At 46.3% G+C, this 14,124-nt stretch carries 20 protein-coding genes; all 20 read left to right on the forward strand.

What is annotated here, in order from left to right; translation table 11 throughout:
• Window positions 1–698: transcription termination factor Rho (rho, locus tag ABDK92_04570; protein MEN3185897.1), on the forward strand; the 698-nt coding region annotated here is incomplete at its 5' end.
• An 82-nt stretch (window positions 699–780) separates the two neighbouring features.
• Window positions 781–987 (forward strand): 50S ribosomal protein L31, encoded by a 207-nt coding sequence (rpmE, locus tag ABDK92_04575; GenBank protein MEN3185898.1) that lies wholly within the window; start codon window positions 781–783, stop codon window positions 985–987.
• Window positions 988–1,060: 73 nt separating this feature from the next.
• Entirely contained in the window at window positions 1,061–1,723 is a 663-nt protein-coding gene (gene thyX / locus ABDK92_04580) for an FAD-dependent thymidylate synthase (protein MEN3185899.1), read from the forward strand.
• Window positions 1,724–1,769: 46 nt separating this feature from the next.
• Window positions 1,770–2,612, forward strand: coding sequence for a DUF1385 domain-containing protein (locus ABDK92_04585; GenBank protein MEN3185900.1), 843 nt, complete (start codon window positions 1,770–1,772; stop codon window positions 2,610–2,612).
• Window positions 2,593–3,663 carry a peptide chain release factor 1 gene (gene prfA / locus ABDK92_04590; GenBank protein MEN3185901.1) on the forward strand — a complete coding sequence of 357 codons (1,071 nt, stop codon included), beginning with the start codon at window positions 2,593–2,595 and terminating at the stop codon, window positions 3,661–3,663. The genes ABDK92_04585 and prfA overlap by 20 nt, the downstream gene beginning before the upstream one ends.
• A gap of 2 nt (window positions 3,664–3,665) precedes the next feature.
• Window positions 3,666–4,544, forward strand: a complete 879-nt coding sequence (prmC, locus tag ABDK92_04595) for a peptide chain release factor N(5)-glutamine methyltransferase (protein MEN3185902.1) — start codon at window positions 3,666–3,668, stop codon at window positions 4,542–4,544.
• 2 nt (window positions 4,545–4,546) lie between these two features.
• Window positions 4,547–4,987 (forward strand): ribose 5-phosphate isomerase B, encoded by a 441-nt coding sequence (gene rpiB, locus ABDK92_04600; GenBank protein MEN3185903.1) that lies wholly within the window; start codon window positions 4,547–4,549, stop codon window positions 4,985–4,987.
• Window positions 4,984–5,445, forward strand: a complete 462-nt coding sequence (locus tag ABDK92_04605) for a dCMP deaminase family protein (GenBank protein MEN3185904.1) — start codon at window positions 4,984–4,986, stop codon at window positions 5,443–5,445. Before rpiB ends, ABDK92_04605 begins: the two co-directional genes overlap by 4 nt.
• The gene (locus ABDK92_04610) at window positions 5,442–6,494 is read left to right on the forward strand and encodes an MraY family glycosyltransferase (protein ID MEN3185905.1); all 1,053 of its coding nucleotides are present in this window, start codon (window positions 5,442–5,444) and stop codon (window positions 6,492–6,494) included. The genes ABDK92_04605 and ABDK92_04610 overlap by 4 nt, the downstream gene beginning before the upstream one ends.
• Entirely contained in the window at window positions 6,481–7,653 is a 1,173-nt protein-coding gene (wecB, locus tag ABDK92_04615) for a UDP-N-acetylglucosamine 2-epimerase (non-hydrolyzing) (protein MEN3185906.1), read from the forward strand. The genes ABDK92_04610 and wecB overlap by 14 nt, the downstream gene beginning before the upstream one ends.
• The gene (locus ABDK92_04620) at window positions 7,650–7,913 is read left to right on the forward strand and encodes an AtpZ/AtpI family protein (protein MEN3185907.1); all 264 of its coding nucleotides are present in this window, start codon (window positions 7,650–7,652) and stop codon (window positions 7,911–7,913) included. The genes wecB and ABDK92_04620 overlap by 4 nt, the downstream gene beginning before the upstream one ends.
• The gene (locus ABDK92_04625; GenBank protein MEN3185908.1) at window positions 7,891–8,169 is read left to right on the forward strand and encodes a hypothetical protein; all 279 of its coding nucleotides are present in this window, start codon (window positions 7,891–7,893) and stop codon (window positions 8,167–8,169) included. The genes ABDK92_04620 and ABDK92_04625 overlap by 23 nt, the downstream gene beginning before the upstream one ends.
• Window positions 8,153–8,818, forward strand: a complete 666-nt coding sequence (locus ABDK92_04630) for a F0F1 ATP synthase subunit A (GenBank protein ID MEN3185909.1) — start codon at window positions 8,153–8,155, stop codon at window positions 8,816–8,818. The genes ABDK92_04625 and ABDK92_04630 overlap by 17 nt, the downstream gene beginning before the upstream one ends.
• A gap of 44 nt (window positions 8,819–8,862) precedes the next feature.
• Window positions 8,863–9,129 (forward strand): ATP synthase F0 subunit C, encoded by a 267-nt coding sequence (gene atpE, locus ABDK92_04635; GenBank protein MEN3185910.1) that lies wholly within the window; start codon window positions 8,863–8,865, stop codon window positions 9,127–9,129.
• A gap of 14 nt (window positions 9,130–9,143) precedes the next feature.
• Complete coding sequence (atpF, locus tag ABDK92_04640; protein ID MEN3185911.1) at window positions 9,144–9,659, forward strand: F0F1 ATP synthase subunit B; 516 nt, start codon at window positions 9,144–9,146, stop codon at window positions 9,657–9,659.
• The gene (locus ABDK92_04645) at window positions 9,649–9,882 is read left to right on the forward strand and encodes a F0F1 ATP synthase subunit delta (GenBank protein MEN3185912.1); all 234 of its coding nucleotides are present in this window, start codon (window positions 9,649–9,651) and stop codon (window positions 9,880–9,882) included. The genes atpF and ABDK92_04645 overlap by 11 nt, the downstream gene beginning before the upstream one ends.
• 2 nt (window positions 9,883–9,884) lie before the next feature.
• Entirely contained in the window at window positions 9,885–11,393 is a 1,509-nt protein-coding gene (locus ABDK92_04650) for a F0F1 ATP synthase subunit alpha (GenBank protein MEN3185913.1), read from the forward strand.
• A gap of 4 nt (window positions 11,394–11,397) precedes the next feature.
• Window positions 11,398–12,252, forward strand: a complete 855-nt coding sequence (locus ABDK92_04655) for a FoF1 ATP synthase subunit gamma (protein MEN3185914.1) — start codon at window positions 11,398–11,400, stop codon at window positions 12,250–12,252.
• 22 nt (window positions 12,253–12,274) lie between these two features.
• Complete coding sequence (gene atpD, locus ABDK92_04660; protein MEN3185915.1) at window positions 12,275–13,687, forward strand: F0F1 ATP synthase subunit beta; 1,413 nt, start codon at window positions 12,275–12,277, stop codon at window positions 13,685–13,687.
• Window positions 13,684–14,106, forward strand: a complete 423-nt coding sequence (gene atpC / locus ABDK92_04665; GenBank protein ID MEN3185916.1) for an ATP synthase F1 subunit epsilon — start codon at window positions 13,684–13,686, stop codon at window positions 14,104–14,106. The genes atpD and atpC overlap by 4 nt, the downstream gene beginning before the upstream one ends.
• Window positions 14,107–14,124 lie beyond the last annotated feature (18 nt).

The following is a 14,124-nucleotide window of genomic DNA, read 5'->3' on the forward strand; positions in this document are numbered from 1 at the left end:
ACGGAATTTCTGCGAATTATCCCAATGTGGTTTTGATTGTCCTTCTTATTGATGAAAGGCCTGAAGAAGTGACTCAAATGGAACGTTCGGTGAAAGGATATGTTATTGCTTCAACGTTCGATCAGAAACCGGAAAACCATCTTCGGGTTGCCGAACTCACCTTAGAAAGGGCAAAGAGGCTTGTGGAAGAGGGGAAGGACGTGGTTATCCTTCTCGATAGCATCACTCGCTTGGCTCGATCCAACAACCTGGTTGTACCAACTACTGGAAAAACACTCTCTGGAGGTATTGACTCTTCGGCTTTACACTGGCCGAAACGCTTCTTTGGGGCGGCCCGCAATATTGAAGAGGGTGGAAGTTTGACGATTCTTGCTACGGCCCTCATTGATACCGGTTCTCGAATGGACGAAGTTATTTATGAGGAATTCAAGGGTACAGGGAATATGGAGCTCCATCTCAGTAGAGCTCTGGCCGAGAGTAGAATTTTTCCGGCGATTGACATTCATCGTTCTGGTACCCGAAAGGAGGAGTTGCTCCTCAAGAAGGAAGACCTAGAGAGAATCTGGACTCTACGGAGGCTTCTGGCAAATGTTGAGTCGCAGGAAGCCATCCAGATGGTCATCGAACGTATGCAAAACACCCGTTCCAACCGGGAATTTCTCAAAATCATTGACCAGGTTATGAAAGCCTCCCGCTAAGGGCTTCGTTTGTGCTCTTTTGACACCTGAGAATGTCCATGTTATAATATCTTCCACTTTTGGTGAGGTAGAGGTGAACAACATGAAGAAGGGAATCCATCCAGAATATAAAGAAACTCGAGTGGTCTGTGCCTGTGGAAATTCTTTTATGACCCGTTCGACCAGGTTTCCTGAAATTAAGGTGGAGATTTGCGCGAAATGTCATCCTTTCTTCACTGGCCAACAAAAGCTGGTGGATACCGCCGGGAGAGTGGAGAAATTTCGCAGCAAATACGGAGATACGTACTAGTTGGTTCTGTATAGCTGGTTTAAAGGAAGTAGCTTCATGTGCTACTTCCTTTTTTGATTTTGGGGACGTTTTTATGGATGTTTCTCTGGTTACATGGACTCCGGAACCGGAAATAACAATCGCTCTGGCAGCACGGACCTGCTACAGCACAAATCCTCCTCAAGAGATCGCCGTAGAAAAAGCGAGACAATTAATTCGGGAACTTTTGCATCGAGGACACGAATCAATTCTTGAACACGCTTCGTTTACTTTTCGTATAGAGGGGATTTCTCGAGTGGCATCACATCAACTGGTCCGGCATCGCTTGGCATCGTATGCGCAACAGAGCCAGCGTTATGTTTCTCTTGAAGTGTCAGATTTTGTGTGCCCCCCGATAGTTGAGGAAAATCCACAAGCCAAGAGTCTTTATTGGGAAGTGGTGCAACGTTGCAAAGAAGCGTATGGAAAACTCTTAGCCTTGGGAATACCTAAGGAGGATGCCCGTTATATCATTCCGCAGGGAATGACTACGAATTTGGTATTTACAGCTAACGCCCGAGAACTTTTGCATGTTTTTCGCCTACGTCTTTGTAATAGAGCTCAGTGGGAAATCCGGGAATTGTGTTTGAGGATGTTGGCAATAGTCCAGGGGAAGGCACCAGCGGTTTTCGAATTTGCTGGTCCTCCTTGTGTGGATGGAATTTGTCCGGAAGGGGAGAAAAGCTGTGGGCAACCGTGGAGAAAGAGTGGAAAATAAAAGAACGTGTCTTGATGTAGGGGGTCAAGCTTTGATCGAAGGGGTCATGATGCGTACTCCTTTCAGAGTGGCTCTGGCAGTGCGCAAGAGAAATGGAGATATTGCCGTAGAGGTGAGGAATACCAAACCCCTTGTCAAGAGAAACCGCTTTTTTGGTTTGCCTATTATTCGAGGGATTGTGGGTCTAGTGGATTCCTTAATAGTTGGGTGGCAGGCTCTTTCGTACTCGGTATCGGTTGCTTTTGAAGAGGAGGAGGAAAAACTGAGCACTTTTGATATGGGAGTGGCTATTCTTATTGCGCTTGGTCTTTTTGTGGGTCTTTTTGTTGCTCTTCCTACCTTTTTAGCCTCTTTTGTGGATCGATTTATCTCCTCGACCTTCTTGTACAATCTTGTGGAAGGGTGTATCCGGGTGGGGATTTTTCTTGTGTATCTTGCGGTTATTGCCAGTTTGAAGGATATCAGAAGGGTGTTTGAGTACCATGGTGCTGAACATAAAGCAATTTTTACTTTTGAAAGTGGTGAAGAGTTGAAACCGGAAAATGCTGAAAAGTTTACCACCTGGCATCCTCGCTGTGGGACAAATTGGCTGATTGTGGTTATGATTGTGAGTATTTTTGTTTTTTCCCTTTTGGGAAGACCTGGAATCGTTGGTAGAGTGCTCACCCGAGTTCTCGTCGTTCCTCTGGTGGCCGGCCTTGCCTATGAAGTGATTCGATTTATTTCGCGCTACCGGAGTAATAGCCTAATTTATTCACTGAGTTTACCGGGCCTCTGGTTACAACGGATTACGACTCGAGAACCAGACCGCTCTCAACTCGAAGTCGCTTTTTCGGCGCTGAAGGGAAGTTTAGGGGAGGAAAGGGACAATGTGGCGGGAGAAAGTTGAAGCCATTGCCAAACAGTACGAAGAATTGACCCAGAAAATGGTTGATCCTGCGGTAATCAGTGATATGACCCGTTATCGAGATTATGCTCAGAGCCTTGCTGAGATAGAACCCCTGGTCAGCAAGTACAGAGAGTATCAAAGATTGGAAAAGGAGCTGGAGGAAGAACGAGCTCTTTTCAGGGTTGAAAAGGACCCGGAAATGAGGATTCTCTTAGAGGAGGATATGGACCGTCTTCGGGATGCCATGGATAGAATCGCTGGGGAAATTAAGATTATGCTCCTTCCCCGGGATCCTCGGGATGAGAAAGATACACTGGTAGAGGTTCGAGCAGGAACTGGTGGTGAAGAAGCGGCGCTTTTTGTGGCTGACCTTTTCCGGATGTATAGTCGTTATGCTGAACGACAGGGATGGAAAATCGAGGTGATGAGCGCGAATCCTACAGAGCTGGGGGGGTTTAAAGAAATCATTTTTGCCGTGGAGGGGAAAGGGGCGTACAGTAAATTTAAGTTTGAAAGTGGAGTTCACCGTGTGCAGAGAATTCCGATTACCGAAGCGGGAGGGCGTATTCACACTTCTACAGCGACTGTGGCTGTGTTACCAGAAGCCGATGAAGTGGAAGTGGAAATAAAGCCCGAGGAACTGCGGATTGATGTATATCGTTCCTCCGGTCATGGGGGGCAGAGTGTGAATACCACCGATTCAGCAGTCCGGGTTACCCATATTCCCACGGGGATGGTGGTTACCTGTCAGGATGAAAAGTCGCAGCATAAAAATAAAGCTAAGGCCCTGCGGATTTTAAGGGCGAGGCTCTTAGAGTTAGAACGAAGGACCCAAAAAGAAGAAATAGACCGGGAAAGGAAAACGCAGATTGGAACTGGAGAACGAAGTGAACGCATTCGGACTTATAATTTTCCTCAGAACCGGGTTACCGATCACCGTATCAATCTTACTCTCTATCGCCTGGAGTCGGTTCTGGAAGGAGATTTAGAAGAAATTATTGAGGCGCTGGCTGCCGAGGAAAGGGCTAAGATGCTTGAAAAGGTTGGTTAGGTGTGGCTCTGGTAAGGAAAATCTGGAAGGACTTGGTGAACACTTTGCGGGAGAATCGGATTCTTTCTCCAACGCGGGAAGCTCGTCTTTTGTTGGCTCAACTCCTTCGCACCACCCCCGGCCGGGTATACCTTTTCTGGGATTTTGACTTGGATGGGGAACTCTTGCGGGAGCTTTATGCCATGCTTGAAGAACGCTTGCGAGGTGTTCCTTTACAGTACATTTTGGGGGAATGGGAATTTTTATCGTTACCATTTCAGATGGAGAAGGGAGTTTTTATTCCTCGATTTGATACTGAAGCCTGGGTGGAGGAGGCGATATTGGTTTTACGGTTTCTCACTCAGAGGGAAGAGAACGTTACCGTTTGTGACGTGGGATGTGGGAGTGGGGTTATTGGAATTTCCTGTGCGTTTTGGGTTCCTGGTCTTCAAGTCTTTGGGGTTGATATTTCTGAAAAGGCCATAATACTTGCGCAACGGAATGCGCAACGATTGGGTATTGCGGACCGAGTTTTCCTTTTGCGTTCTAACCTTTTTGAGGTCTTTCGTGATTCGGGTGTTTGTTTTGATGCAATTCTTGCGAATCCACCGTATGTGTCTCAAGAGGAATGGAATAGTCTTGCCCGGGAAGTTCGAGAATATGAGCCAAAAGAGGCTCTCGTGGCTGATCAGGATGGTTTGGGAATGATATGGAGGATCATAGAAGAGGGAGTTTCCTTTTTAAAGGAACGAGGAGTTTTTTTGATTGAGCATGACCCGCGGCAGAAAGATACGATTCAGGAGAGAGTCCAGGGATACTCATCTCTGGAGTATGTATGTTCTATTGAAGATTATAGTGGGAGAACCAGAGCAAGTATGCTTAGGAAAAGAAAGGGGGATTGATGATGAAGGTGTTGCTGGGAAGTGATCATGCTGGGGTTCAATTGAAAGAAGACTTGAAAATATTCATTCAGAGCCTGGGTCACGAAGTGGAAGATTACGGTGTCCATACCGGTGAGTCCTTTGATTATCCGGATGTGGCCATTCCTCTGGCAAAGGATGTGGCAGAAGGAAGGGGTGCCAGGGGGATTCTTATCTGTGGTACCGGGGTGGGAATGTCTATTGCGGCAAACAAAGTGAAGGGGATAAGAGCGGCACTCTGTCACGACGTATTTTCAGCACGGGCTTCTCGGGAACATAACAACGCTAATATTTTAACTATGGGTGAAAGAGTGATTGGGAAGGGCTTGGCGCGGGAGATCGTGAAGGTGTGGCTCGAGACAGATTTTCAGGGAGAGCGACATGCGCGACGCCTGGAAAAAATAGAAAGGTACGAACGGTTGTGAAGGAAAGACCCGATTGGGACAGTTACTTTATGGCGATTGCGCATCTTGTGGCCACTCGGTCAACCTGTCTGCGTCGTCAGGTTGGAGCGGTATTGGTGAAGGATAAGCGAATCCTTGCTACTGGTTATAATGGGGCTCCCAGCAATATAGCTCATTGCACTCCGGATCTATGTCTGCGGAGTACAGGCAATATTCCTTCTGGGCAGAATCAGGAATTATGTCGGGGACTTCATGCTGAACAGAATGTGATCATCCAAGCTGCACTCCACGGAGTGAGCACCAAAAATTCCACCTTATACTGCACGCACAAACCTTGCATTCTTTGTGCTAAAATGATTATCAATGCAGGAGTGGTGCGGGTGGTGTATGAAAACCCCTATCCAGATCTTTTAGCAGATGCGATGCTTGAGGAGGCAGGACTTGCAATGTGTGTATTTTCAGGGGGAGGAGTTCCTTGAAAGAAGTTCTGCTTTTTAGTTTTTTTGCCTTTATCATAGCCTGGGCGGTTACACCACTTGTTATTCTGACCAGTCAACGATTGAACTGGTTTGATTGGCCTGGTGACCAGCGAAAGGTTCATGAACGGCCAGTTCCCCGTCTGGGCGGTGTGTCGCTTTTTATTTCCTTTTTGGTGAGTTTTTTCCTGCTTCATTTTTTCCTCCACCTGTCCTTTTCCTGGTTCTTAGTGCTGGGTGTTTTGATTTTCTTTTTGATAGGTTTCCTGGATGACCTTTTTTCCCTTTCGCCCTGGATTAAACTTTTGGGACAGGTTCTTGGCGCTGTGCTGCTCATCCAGGGTGGGGTGCTGATTCGCTTTTTTACGCTGCCTTGGGATCGCATGTTTTATTTGGGTTTCTGGGGATATCCCTTGACTTTGATGTGGATTGTGGGTATTTCGAACGCTCTGAATCTCATCGATGGTCTTGATGGTCTTTCGGGAGGCGTTGGGGCTATTGCCTCTTTTACGCTGGGAATGATTGCCTGGCAGGAGGGTCGTATGGAACCGGCTATTCTTTCTTTTCTCCTTTCTGGAGGTATTTTGGGTTTCTTGCTCTATAATTTTCCACCCGCTCGTATTTTTTTAGGAGATGGTGGCGCCCTTTTTCTGGGTGCTATGCTTGCCTCGACCTCGGTGCAGGGAGCCACAAAGAGTGCTGCTGCGTTTACTCTGGCTGTGCCGATTCTCATTCTCGGTATTCCTATCTTTGACACCTTTTTTGCGATTGTTCGTCGAAAAAAGAATGGTCTTTCCATTTTGCATCCGGATCGTGGTCATCTCCATCATCGATTGCTGGAGAAGGGGTATTCACAAAGAGAAGTGGTGGTGATCTTTTATGGTATCAGTGCGCTTTGTGGAGGTACGGCAATCCTTATTAATTTTTTCTTAGCAAACAGCACGTATTCACTCCTCTTTTTCTTTTTCTTTGTGGTGCTCTTTCTGGGATGGGGGAAGAACCTCAGGGTTACGGAGCTTCCAGAAAGGAAGAGTTCGGTTGAAAAAAGCTAAGATTTTTTTTATTCTGGGGACCCGACCCGAAGCAATTAAACTGGCTCCTCTGATTCTCGCTTTTCTGCAAAAGGAAGAATTTGAAATTAAGTTGATTAATACCGGTCAGCATCGGGAGATGTCTACCGCGTTCTTGCGCAATTTTGGTCTTGCACCTCATTATGATTTGCAGGTGATGGTGGAGAAACAATCTCTGCATTATCTCACTTCCAGAATTGTAGAAGAGTTGGAGCAGGTTTTTCGTGAACAAAGACCGGACTTTGTTTTTGTACAAGGAGACACCACCACTGCTCTATGCGGAGCGCTATCGGCATTTTATTTTCGCATACCCCTGGGACATGTGGAAGCTGGCTTGCGAACCTGGGAAAAGTGGCGTCCTTTTCCCGAAGAGATGAATCGAGTTCTGATTTCGCGTCTTGCGGACTTTCATTTTGCTCCCACTTTTCTGGCGAAAAGAAATCTTCTTCGGGAAGGCATCAATGAATCGCAAATCCTTTTGACTGGGAACACCATTGTAGATGCTTTGTTGCTCATTCTGAATGACGGTCGGCCACTTTCTCATCCGGTGCTCAAAAAGGAGTTTGAACGAGTTGACGGTTCTTATCGTTTTGTCACGGTTACTGCCCATCGCCGGGAGAACTGGGGAGAAGGAATGCGGAGTATTGCTTTCGGGGTAAAAATAATTGCTGAAACATGTCCAGATGTAAAGGTTTTTTTCTCTCTTCACCCGAATCCTTTGGTGCGGGAGACGGTAATGCGAGAACTCACCAGTACTCCTCGGGTGGTTCTTCTTGACCATCTGGAATACCCTGATTTTGTGCAGCTTCTTTCTCGCTCGGTTTTGGTGGTTACCGATTCAGGTGGTGTACAGGAAGAGGCGGCTTCTTTGGGGATTCCAGTTCTCATTACTCGAGAGTCGACCGAGAGGCCTGAGGTGGTGGAATCGGGGTTAGGGACTTTGGTGGGTTGTCACGCCGAAAGAATTGCTCAGGAAGCTCTTGCCATCCTTGGCACCAGAAGTCGTCTTCGTCAGAGGAAAAACCTCTTCGGTGACGGAAAAGCCTCCTGGAGGATTCTCCAATTTGTGAGCCGTTTCTTTGGTTTTCCTTATGAGGATATTCAAGAATTTTGTTCTTTAACACAAGGTATGCGGTTATGAATCGGTGGGATAAAGAGAGCATTTTTAAAGATATAGGAATACTCTGGGATTTAGCCTGGATGACGGTAAGCCCAGTACTTTTGGGAATTTTTGTGGGTCAGTACCTGGATCGCCACTATTTCCTCGGTTTCTCGTGGACCCTGTCGCTCTTGGTTTTGGGTGCCATACTGGGTTTTTATAACCTGTACGAGTTTTTGATGAAAGAAAGCCGCAAAATGGGTAAGAATGGTCTTTCCAATGATAAGAGCAATGATAGGTAGCTTTGGTGGTTTCACTCTGGCAGTTCTTGAGATATTGCTGCTATGGAAAGATGTCCAAAAAATTGTGCGGCGGAAGGCTACTTCATCTTTTACCATGTTTTTGCGTCTTCTTTTAAGTGGTACAGTCATTCTCGTTTTTCTCCGCTTTTTTCATGGAGATATCATGCTCTTTATCCTCTCTTTCTCGGTGGTCTATTTTTCCTTGGTTATTTGGTTAGGAATGGACTGGAGGGATAGAAATGGAAGAAATATTTAATCCTCAGACTCTTTTTTATTTTTTTACGATTCCGATTACCAAAACCATCGTTTCTACCTGGATAGTGATGGTATTTTTGGTGTTTTTGTCCTTTGTTCTCACCCGAAAGATGACTTTTATCCCTGGTCGATTACAGAATGTGTTGGAACTCTTCGTGGAAGCGATTATCAACCTGATTGAAGGAATGTCGCCAGGTAATGGCAGGAAATTTTTGTCATTGGTCGGAACTCTGGCCCTTTTTATCGGGACAGCGAACCTGGCCCATCTTGTACCCGGCCTTAAGGCACCTACTTCCGATTTTAATACGGCTTTTGCTCTGGCATTAGTGGTATTTTTTGCAGTCCCCTTCTATGGTATTACCACACAGGGGCTTAAACAATATTTTAAGGAATATATTTCTCCCTCGCCGATTCTTCTTCCTTTCCATGTTATTAGTGAGATTACCCGGACCTTTTCTTTAGCCCTGCGACTTTTCGGCAACATTCTCGGGGAAGAAATCATTATTGGAATCCTATTTCTCCTGGCGCCTCTTTTTGTTCCTGTACCGATGATGCTTTTCAGTATTTTTACAGGAATCATCCAGGCGTACATCTTTACCATTCTTACCGTGGTGTACCTCAGTTCTGCGGTTGAAGTTTCAAAACATTAGTTGTATAATCCCATTTAATGCTTTGACGAAGGAGATGAAAGTCTATGCAAGGAGAGATAATTTTTCTTTGCGTGACAGTTTTCACTGCTGGTTTTGCTATCGCCTTGGGAGTCATATTTCCTGCTTTGGGACAGGGTAAAGCATGTGCTCAGGCTCTGGAGAGCATTGCTCGCCAGCCGGAAGCCACTGGTCCGATCAGTAGAACCCTTTTTGTTGGTCTGGCCATGCTTGAATCTCTGGCCATTTATGTCCTGGTTATTTCTCTTATTCTTCTTTTTGCCAATCCTTTGCTTCGTTACGTCTTTCGTTAGGAAGTGTTTCCAGTATGATTCGTATTGACCGAAGTATCATATTTCAGATTATTAATTTTATTGCTCTGGTTTTTCTTCTTTTCCGGTTTCTCTTTAGACCTGTGGTTAGAGCGCTCGACCAGCGTTCTCAATTTATTCGGGGGGAGTTGCAAAAGATCGAAGATGAAAAGAAAAATCTTGAAGCTACAAAACGTGCTCTTGAGGAAGAGATGGTCAGAGCGAAAGAGAAATATTTTGAAATTATGGATCAGGCAAAATTGGAAGCTTCTAAAATTAAGGAAGGCATCATTCGGGAAGCATACGAAGAAGGCGAGAAAATTAAAAATGAGTACCGGCGAAAAGCGCGAAAAGAGGTAGAAGAATTACTCAGCGGTTTGCGTGAGGATATCGTTGAACTCACCGAGGAAGTGGTCAAGAAATTTCTTGCCACACAGATTACCCCTGAAGTGCAGACTCGTCTGATTGATGTGTTGCTTGAAGAAGCCTTGAAAGAGTTGGAGGCGCAGGTGGGAACAATTCATGAGCGATGAAGTAGTACGGGTGGTGACACCTTTCCCCCTCACTGATGTGCAACGCGCCCTCATCCGGGCGAAGATGGAACAATTTTTAAACGGGAGTCTCTTCTCTCTTCAGGAGGAGATTGATGAGTCGCTCATTGGAGGAGTGGTTGTTTTCGTGCGGGATCTAATAATTGATTGCAGTATCAGGACGCAACTTGAAAGGATGAAAGAGTTTATATTGAAGGGCGAATAAAAATGAGCGTTCTGGAAGAGGTTGTTCGGAAAACCAAAGAGATAGTTCGTTCTTACCAGGTCAGACCGGAAATTCACGAAGTTGGAGAGCTTCTGGAAGTGCAAGATGGTGTGGCTCTAGTAAAAGGTCTCAAGAAGGCTCTGGTTGGGGAACAACTCCTTTTTGCTGGAAAAATTCCTGGGCAAGTTTTTAATCTGGAGAGAGAGCGATTGCGGTGCATTATCCTGGGTGATTACACTACACTTCGGGCTGGTGACCCAGTATTCCGGGTCAAAGGAACGTTAGAAATTCCGGTTGGAAAAGAGCTTTTAGGGAGAACGATTGATCCCTTGGGAAACCCTCTGGATGGGGGTGCGCCTTTAAGTGCGCACAGTAAAAGGCCAGTATTTTCTCCAGCACCCAGGATTGTGGATCGGGTTCCGGTTCAGAGACCACTTCTCACCGGGGTGAAAATCGTGGATGCCATGATTCCCCTGGGAAAGGGGCAGAGGGAACTGCTTATTGGGGATCGACGTACCGGCAAAACTTCGCTGGCCCTCGACGTGATAATTAATCAAAAAGGGAAAAATGTCATTTGTATTTATGCTGGAATAGGACAGAAACTTTCCAGTATTGTTCAGGTTGTGGATACCCTCAAGTCTTTTGGGGCAATGAGTTATAGTATAGTCGTGGCTACTTCTTCTGAGGACCCTCCAGCTCTGGTCTATCTTACTCCATATGTAGCCTGTGCCATTGGGGAGTATTTTATGTATCAGGGCGAGGATGTGCTTCTGGTGTACGATGACCTGACCAAACATGCTAATGCTTATCGAACCATCGCTCTTTTGATGCGCCGGCCTCCGGGAAGGGAATCGTATCCGGGGGATATCTTCTATATTCATTCGAGTTTACTGGAACGGAGCGCTCAACTGTCGGAAGATTTGGGTGGCGGTTCCTTGAGTGCGCTTCCTATTGCAGAGACTCAGGAAGGTGATATCTCGGCATATATTCCCACTAATATTATTTCCATTACGGATGGACAGATTTATCTTGAGAGTGGGCTCTTTGCTAGAGGTTTTATGCCTGCAATAAATATAGGGCTTTCGGTTTCGAGGGTGGGGGGAGAAGCGCAGACCCCCATCATGAAGAGTGTGGCAAAAAGGCTACGATTGGATTTGTCGCAGTACTTTGAGTTGGAGGACTTTGCTCGCTTCAGTTCGGATCTCGACGAAATAACCAAAAAACAACTCGAACGTGGGAAAAGGGTATTGCAACTTTTGACCCAGCCTCGGTTCACTCCTTTACCATTGGCTTGGGAAATTGTCTGTATTTTTTCTGCTACTCAGGGACTGGTAGATAAAGTCCCCTGGGAACGAATCAAAGACTGGGAAGCGCAACTTTATGCTTACTTCGAGACAGAGAGATCAGAGCTCCTTGAGCGTTTGGAAAAAGAGGTATCCTGGTCTCGGGACTTGGAGGAGGAACTGAAGGTCACCATTATGCAGTTCACTGAAAGATTCCTGGAGATATAGAAGGATGGCTAAAATTCAGGGAATCAAAAAACAGATTGCTCTGGTCAGGCAAATTCAACACGTGACCCATGCGATGAAGACTCTTTCCGCGGTTCGTTTGCGACTGGGGAAAGAAACTGTAGAGCAGGTTCGCCACTTTGTGGAGAATTTAAAAAAGAATTTGGAAACCATCGAACTTTATATGCCCTCTCTCGTATTTCCAGAGGATCGAATTCTTCTTTTGGCTATATTTTCGGATAAGGGCTTGGTGGGAGGTTTTAATAAGAATGTTGCCGACGCCGTGTTCCGCTTTGTGGAATTGAAAGGTCTTCCCCGAGTAAAAATTGCAATTTTGGGAAAACAGGGAGAGCGGGAATTGCGAGAGCTGCAAAAAAATGTAGTTCTGGTTTCTTCTTTATCGTTACATCATGTTCCCCACTATGCTGGTGTGCGGGACCTGGCGTTTCGGATTATGAAAATGAGGGAGGAAGGACGCTATACGTACCTCTATATTGCTTTTACTCGTTATTTTTCGATCACCTCTCGTGCTCTACAGATTGTACAGGTATTTCCGCCACAACTTCACACGAAATTGCTTCCAATACAAGATCGAAAGAAATTAGAGGTAGAACATCTGCTTTTTGGCGATTTGATTTCCTTACGGAGGACCTTGGAGCAACAGTATCTTGTAGGGATGCTTTATCAAACAGTGATGGAGTCTTTCGTCAGTGAGCACGCCGCAAGGTTTACCATCATGGATGCAGCGACGACCCATTCTAAGGATATTATTGAATCACTGACTATTTTTTACCACAAGAAGCGTCAAGAGAGAATCACGCAGGAATTGAATGAGGTCACGAGCGCCGCGGAAGTTTTATAATTTTTGAAGGGATGTGGCGTGTATGAGGATTGGTTTGGTTGAGCAGGTTTTTGGACAGGTTGTGGATGTTCGTTTTCCTCAGCACGATGTGCCTCCTATCCATAATGCTTTGTTTGTTCCTAAAAGAAACGAGGGAGACATTTCATCCCCTCCCCTGACCTTGGAGGTTCATGGACATCTTGGGGAAGGGCTGGTGCGTTGCATTGCTATTCAGGATACCATGGGTTTACAGAGAGGGGTGGAGGTACAGGATACCGGAGGGCCGATTCAGGTACCAGTGGGAAAAGAAACTTTAGGGAGAATGTTTAATGTTCTGGGAGAGCCAGTTGACCAGAGAGGCTCGATAAGAACGTCCTTGCGGTATCCCATCCATCGTTTGGCTCCGCCGTTAACAGAGCGTACACTCTCGGGAGAGGTTTTCCATACGGGAATAAAAATCCTTGACCTTATGTGTCCCTATATTCGTGGGGGCAAGACCGGGCTTTTTGGTGGTGCTGGGGTGGGGAAAACCATTCTCATCATGGAGTTGATCCATCGTACTGCGACCACTCATCGGGGGGTTTCGGTTTTTGCAGGAGTCGGCGAGCGGAGTCGAGAAGGAAATGATTTATGGGTTCAGATGCAGAACAGTGGGGTACTCAATCACACCGTCCTTGTTTTCGGGCAGATGAATGAACCACCTGGAGCTCGGTTTCGAGTGGCTTTGACAGCTCTGACTATGGCTGAGTATTTCCGTGATGTTCTTTCTCAGGATGTCCTGCTCTTCATTGATAATATTTTTCGCTATGTCCAGGCAGGGTCGGAAGTTTCTGCTCTTCTGGGTCGTATTCCTTCCGCGGTAGGGTATCAACCCACCTTGGCGGAAGAAATTGGCATGATTGAGGAACGAATTGCTTCCACGACTAATGGTTCTATTACCTCGGTTCAGGCCATCTATGTACCAGCAGATGACTTAACGGACCCTGCTCCGGCAACCACGTTTCACCATCTTGACTCTATTACGGTTCTTTCTCGCAGACTTTTTGAACAGGGGTTTTATCCTGCGGTGGATCCCATTCAGTCGACTTCCCGAGCACTGGATATGGCCATAGTTGGAGAAAAACACTGGCGTCTTGCGCAAAAAGTGAGGCAGGTGATTGCTCATTATCTGGAACTTCAGGATATCATCGCTATTCTGGGTATGGAGGAATTATCGGAGGAAGACAAACTCGTCGTCAATCGAGCTCGTAAAATCCAGCGTTTTCTGACGCAGCCATTTTTTGTTGCAGAGAACTTTACCGGTATTCCTGGGGTGTTTGTTCCTTTGGAAGAGACACTGAACGGAGTAGAAATGATTCTCAGTGGAGAGTGTGATTCCTGGCCAGAGCAGGCCTTCTATATGACTGGAACTATTACCCAGGTTGAAACGAAGGTCAAGGAGTCTTTAAAAAAATGAAGAATTTAGAGTTACGCATAGTGACTCCAGAGAAAACCGTAATCCTTCCTCGGGTACAGTCGCTGGTACTCGATTGTCCAGATGGGAAGCGGGGTGTTTTGCCTGGACATGTGCCTGCACTTTTTGAAGTTGCTATTGGTATTTTGCGTTGTATAGATGACGCTGATGAGGAACACTATTTCTCAATCGCGGGAGGGGTTGCCGAAGTGAACCCGCGCAGTGTGGTCATCACAACGGGTAGTGTGGAGGAAGCTCACGAAATTGATGTTGAACGAGCTAGAGAGGCGCTCAAGCGGGCGGAGAAGCGGCTGCGAGAAAAGTCTGCTGAGACAGATTTTATTCGTGCTCAAGCCGCGATCTTGCGAGCTTTAGCACGACTTCGGGTCAGTGAGTCCTTACAAAGGACGAAGAAAAGTTAGAAAGGTTTCGACTTGTAA

The organism is Atribacterota bacterium (assembly GCA_039638595.1).
Lineage (GTDB): Bacteria > Atribacterota > Atribacteria > Atribacterales > Caldatribacteriaceae > Profundicultor > Profundicultor thermophilus.

What these genes read in the sequence shown, in the direction of transcription:
- thyX (MEN3185899.1), top strand. Translation starts at nt 1,061, where the DNA reads ATGGATGTTTCTCTGGTTACATGGACTCCGGAACCGGAAATAACAATC.
- rpmE (MEN3185898.1), top strand. Translation starts at nt 781, where the DNA reads ATGAAGAAGGGAATCCATCCAGAATATAAAGAAACTCGAGTGGTCTGT.
- atpC (MEN3185916.1), top strand. Translation starts at nt 13,684, where the DNA reads ATGAAGAATTTAGAGTTACGCATAGTGACTCCAGAGAAAACCGTAATC.
- ABDK92_04625 (MEN3185908.1), top strand. Translation starts at nt 7,891, where the DNA reads ATGATAAGAGCAATGATAGGTAGCTTTGGTGGTTTCACTCTGGCAGTT.
- ABDK92_04585 (MEN3185900.1), top strand. Translation starts at nt 1,770, where the DNA reads ATGATGCGTACTCCTTTCAGAGTGGCTCTGGCAGTGCGCAAGAGAAAT.
- ABDK92_04630 (MEN3185909.1), top strand. Translation starts at nt 8,153, where the DNA reads ATGGAAGAAATATTTAATCCTCAGACTCTTTTTTATTTTTTTACGATT.
- ABDK92_04645 (MEN3185912.1), top strand. Translation starts at nt 9,649, where the DNA reads ATGAGCGATGAAGTAGTACGGGTGGTGACACCTTTCCCCCTCACTGAT.
- atpD (MEN3185915.1), top strand. Translation starts at nt 12,275, where the DNA reads ATGAGGATTGGTTTGGTTGAGCAGGTTTTTGGACAGGTTGTGGATGTT.
- ABDK92_04650 (MEN3185913.1), top strand. Translation starts at nt 9,885, where the DNA reads ATGAGCGTTCTGGAAGAGGTTGTTCGGAAAACCAAAGAGATAGTTCGT.
- ABDK92_04620 (MEN3185907.1), top strand. Translation starts at nt 7,650, where the DNA reads ATGAATCGGTGGGATAAAGAGAGCATTTTTAAAGATATAGGAATACTC.
- ABDK92_04655 (MEN3185914.1), top strand. Translation starts at nt 11,398, where the DNA reads ATGGCTAAAATTCAGGGAATCAAAAAACAGATTGCTCTGGTCAGGCAA.
- prfA (MEN3185901.1), top strand. Translation starts at nt 2,593, where the DNA reads ATGTGGCGGGAGAAAGTTGAAGCCATTGCCAAACAGTACGAAGAATTG.
- rpiB (MEN3185903.1), top strand. Translation starts at nt 4,547, where the DNA reads ATGAAGGTGTTGCTGGGAAGTGATCATGCTGGGGTTCAATTGAAAGAA.
- atpE (MEN3185910.1), top strand. Translation starts at nt 8,863, where the DNA reads ATGCAAGGAGAGATAATTTTTCTTTGCGTGACAGTTTTCACTGCTGGT.
- atpF (MEN3185911.1), top strand. Translation starts at nt 9,144, where the DNA reads ATGATTCGTATTGACCGAAGTATCATATTTCAGATTATTAATTTTATT.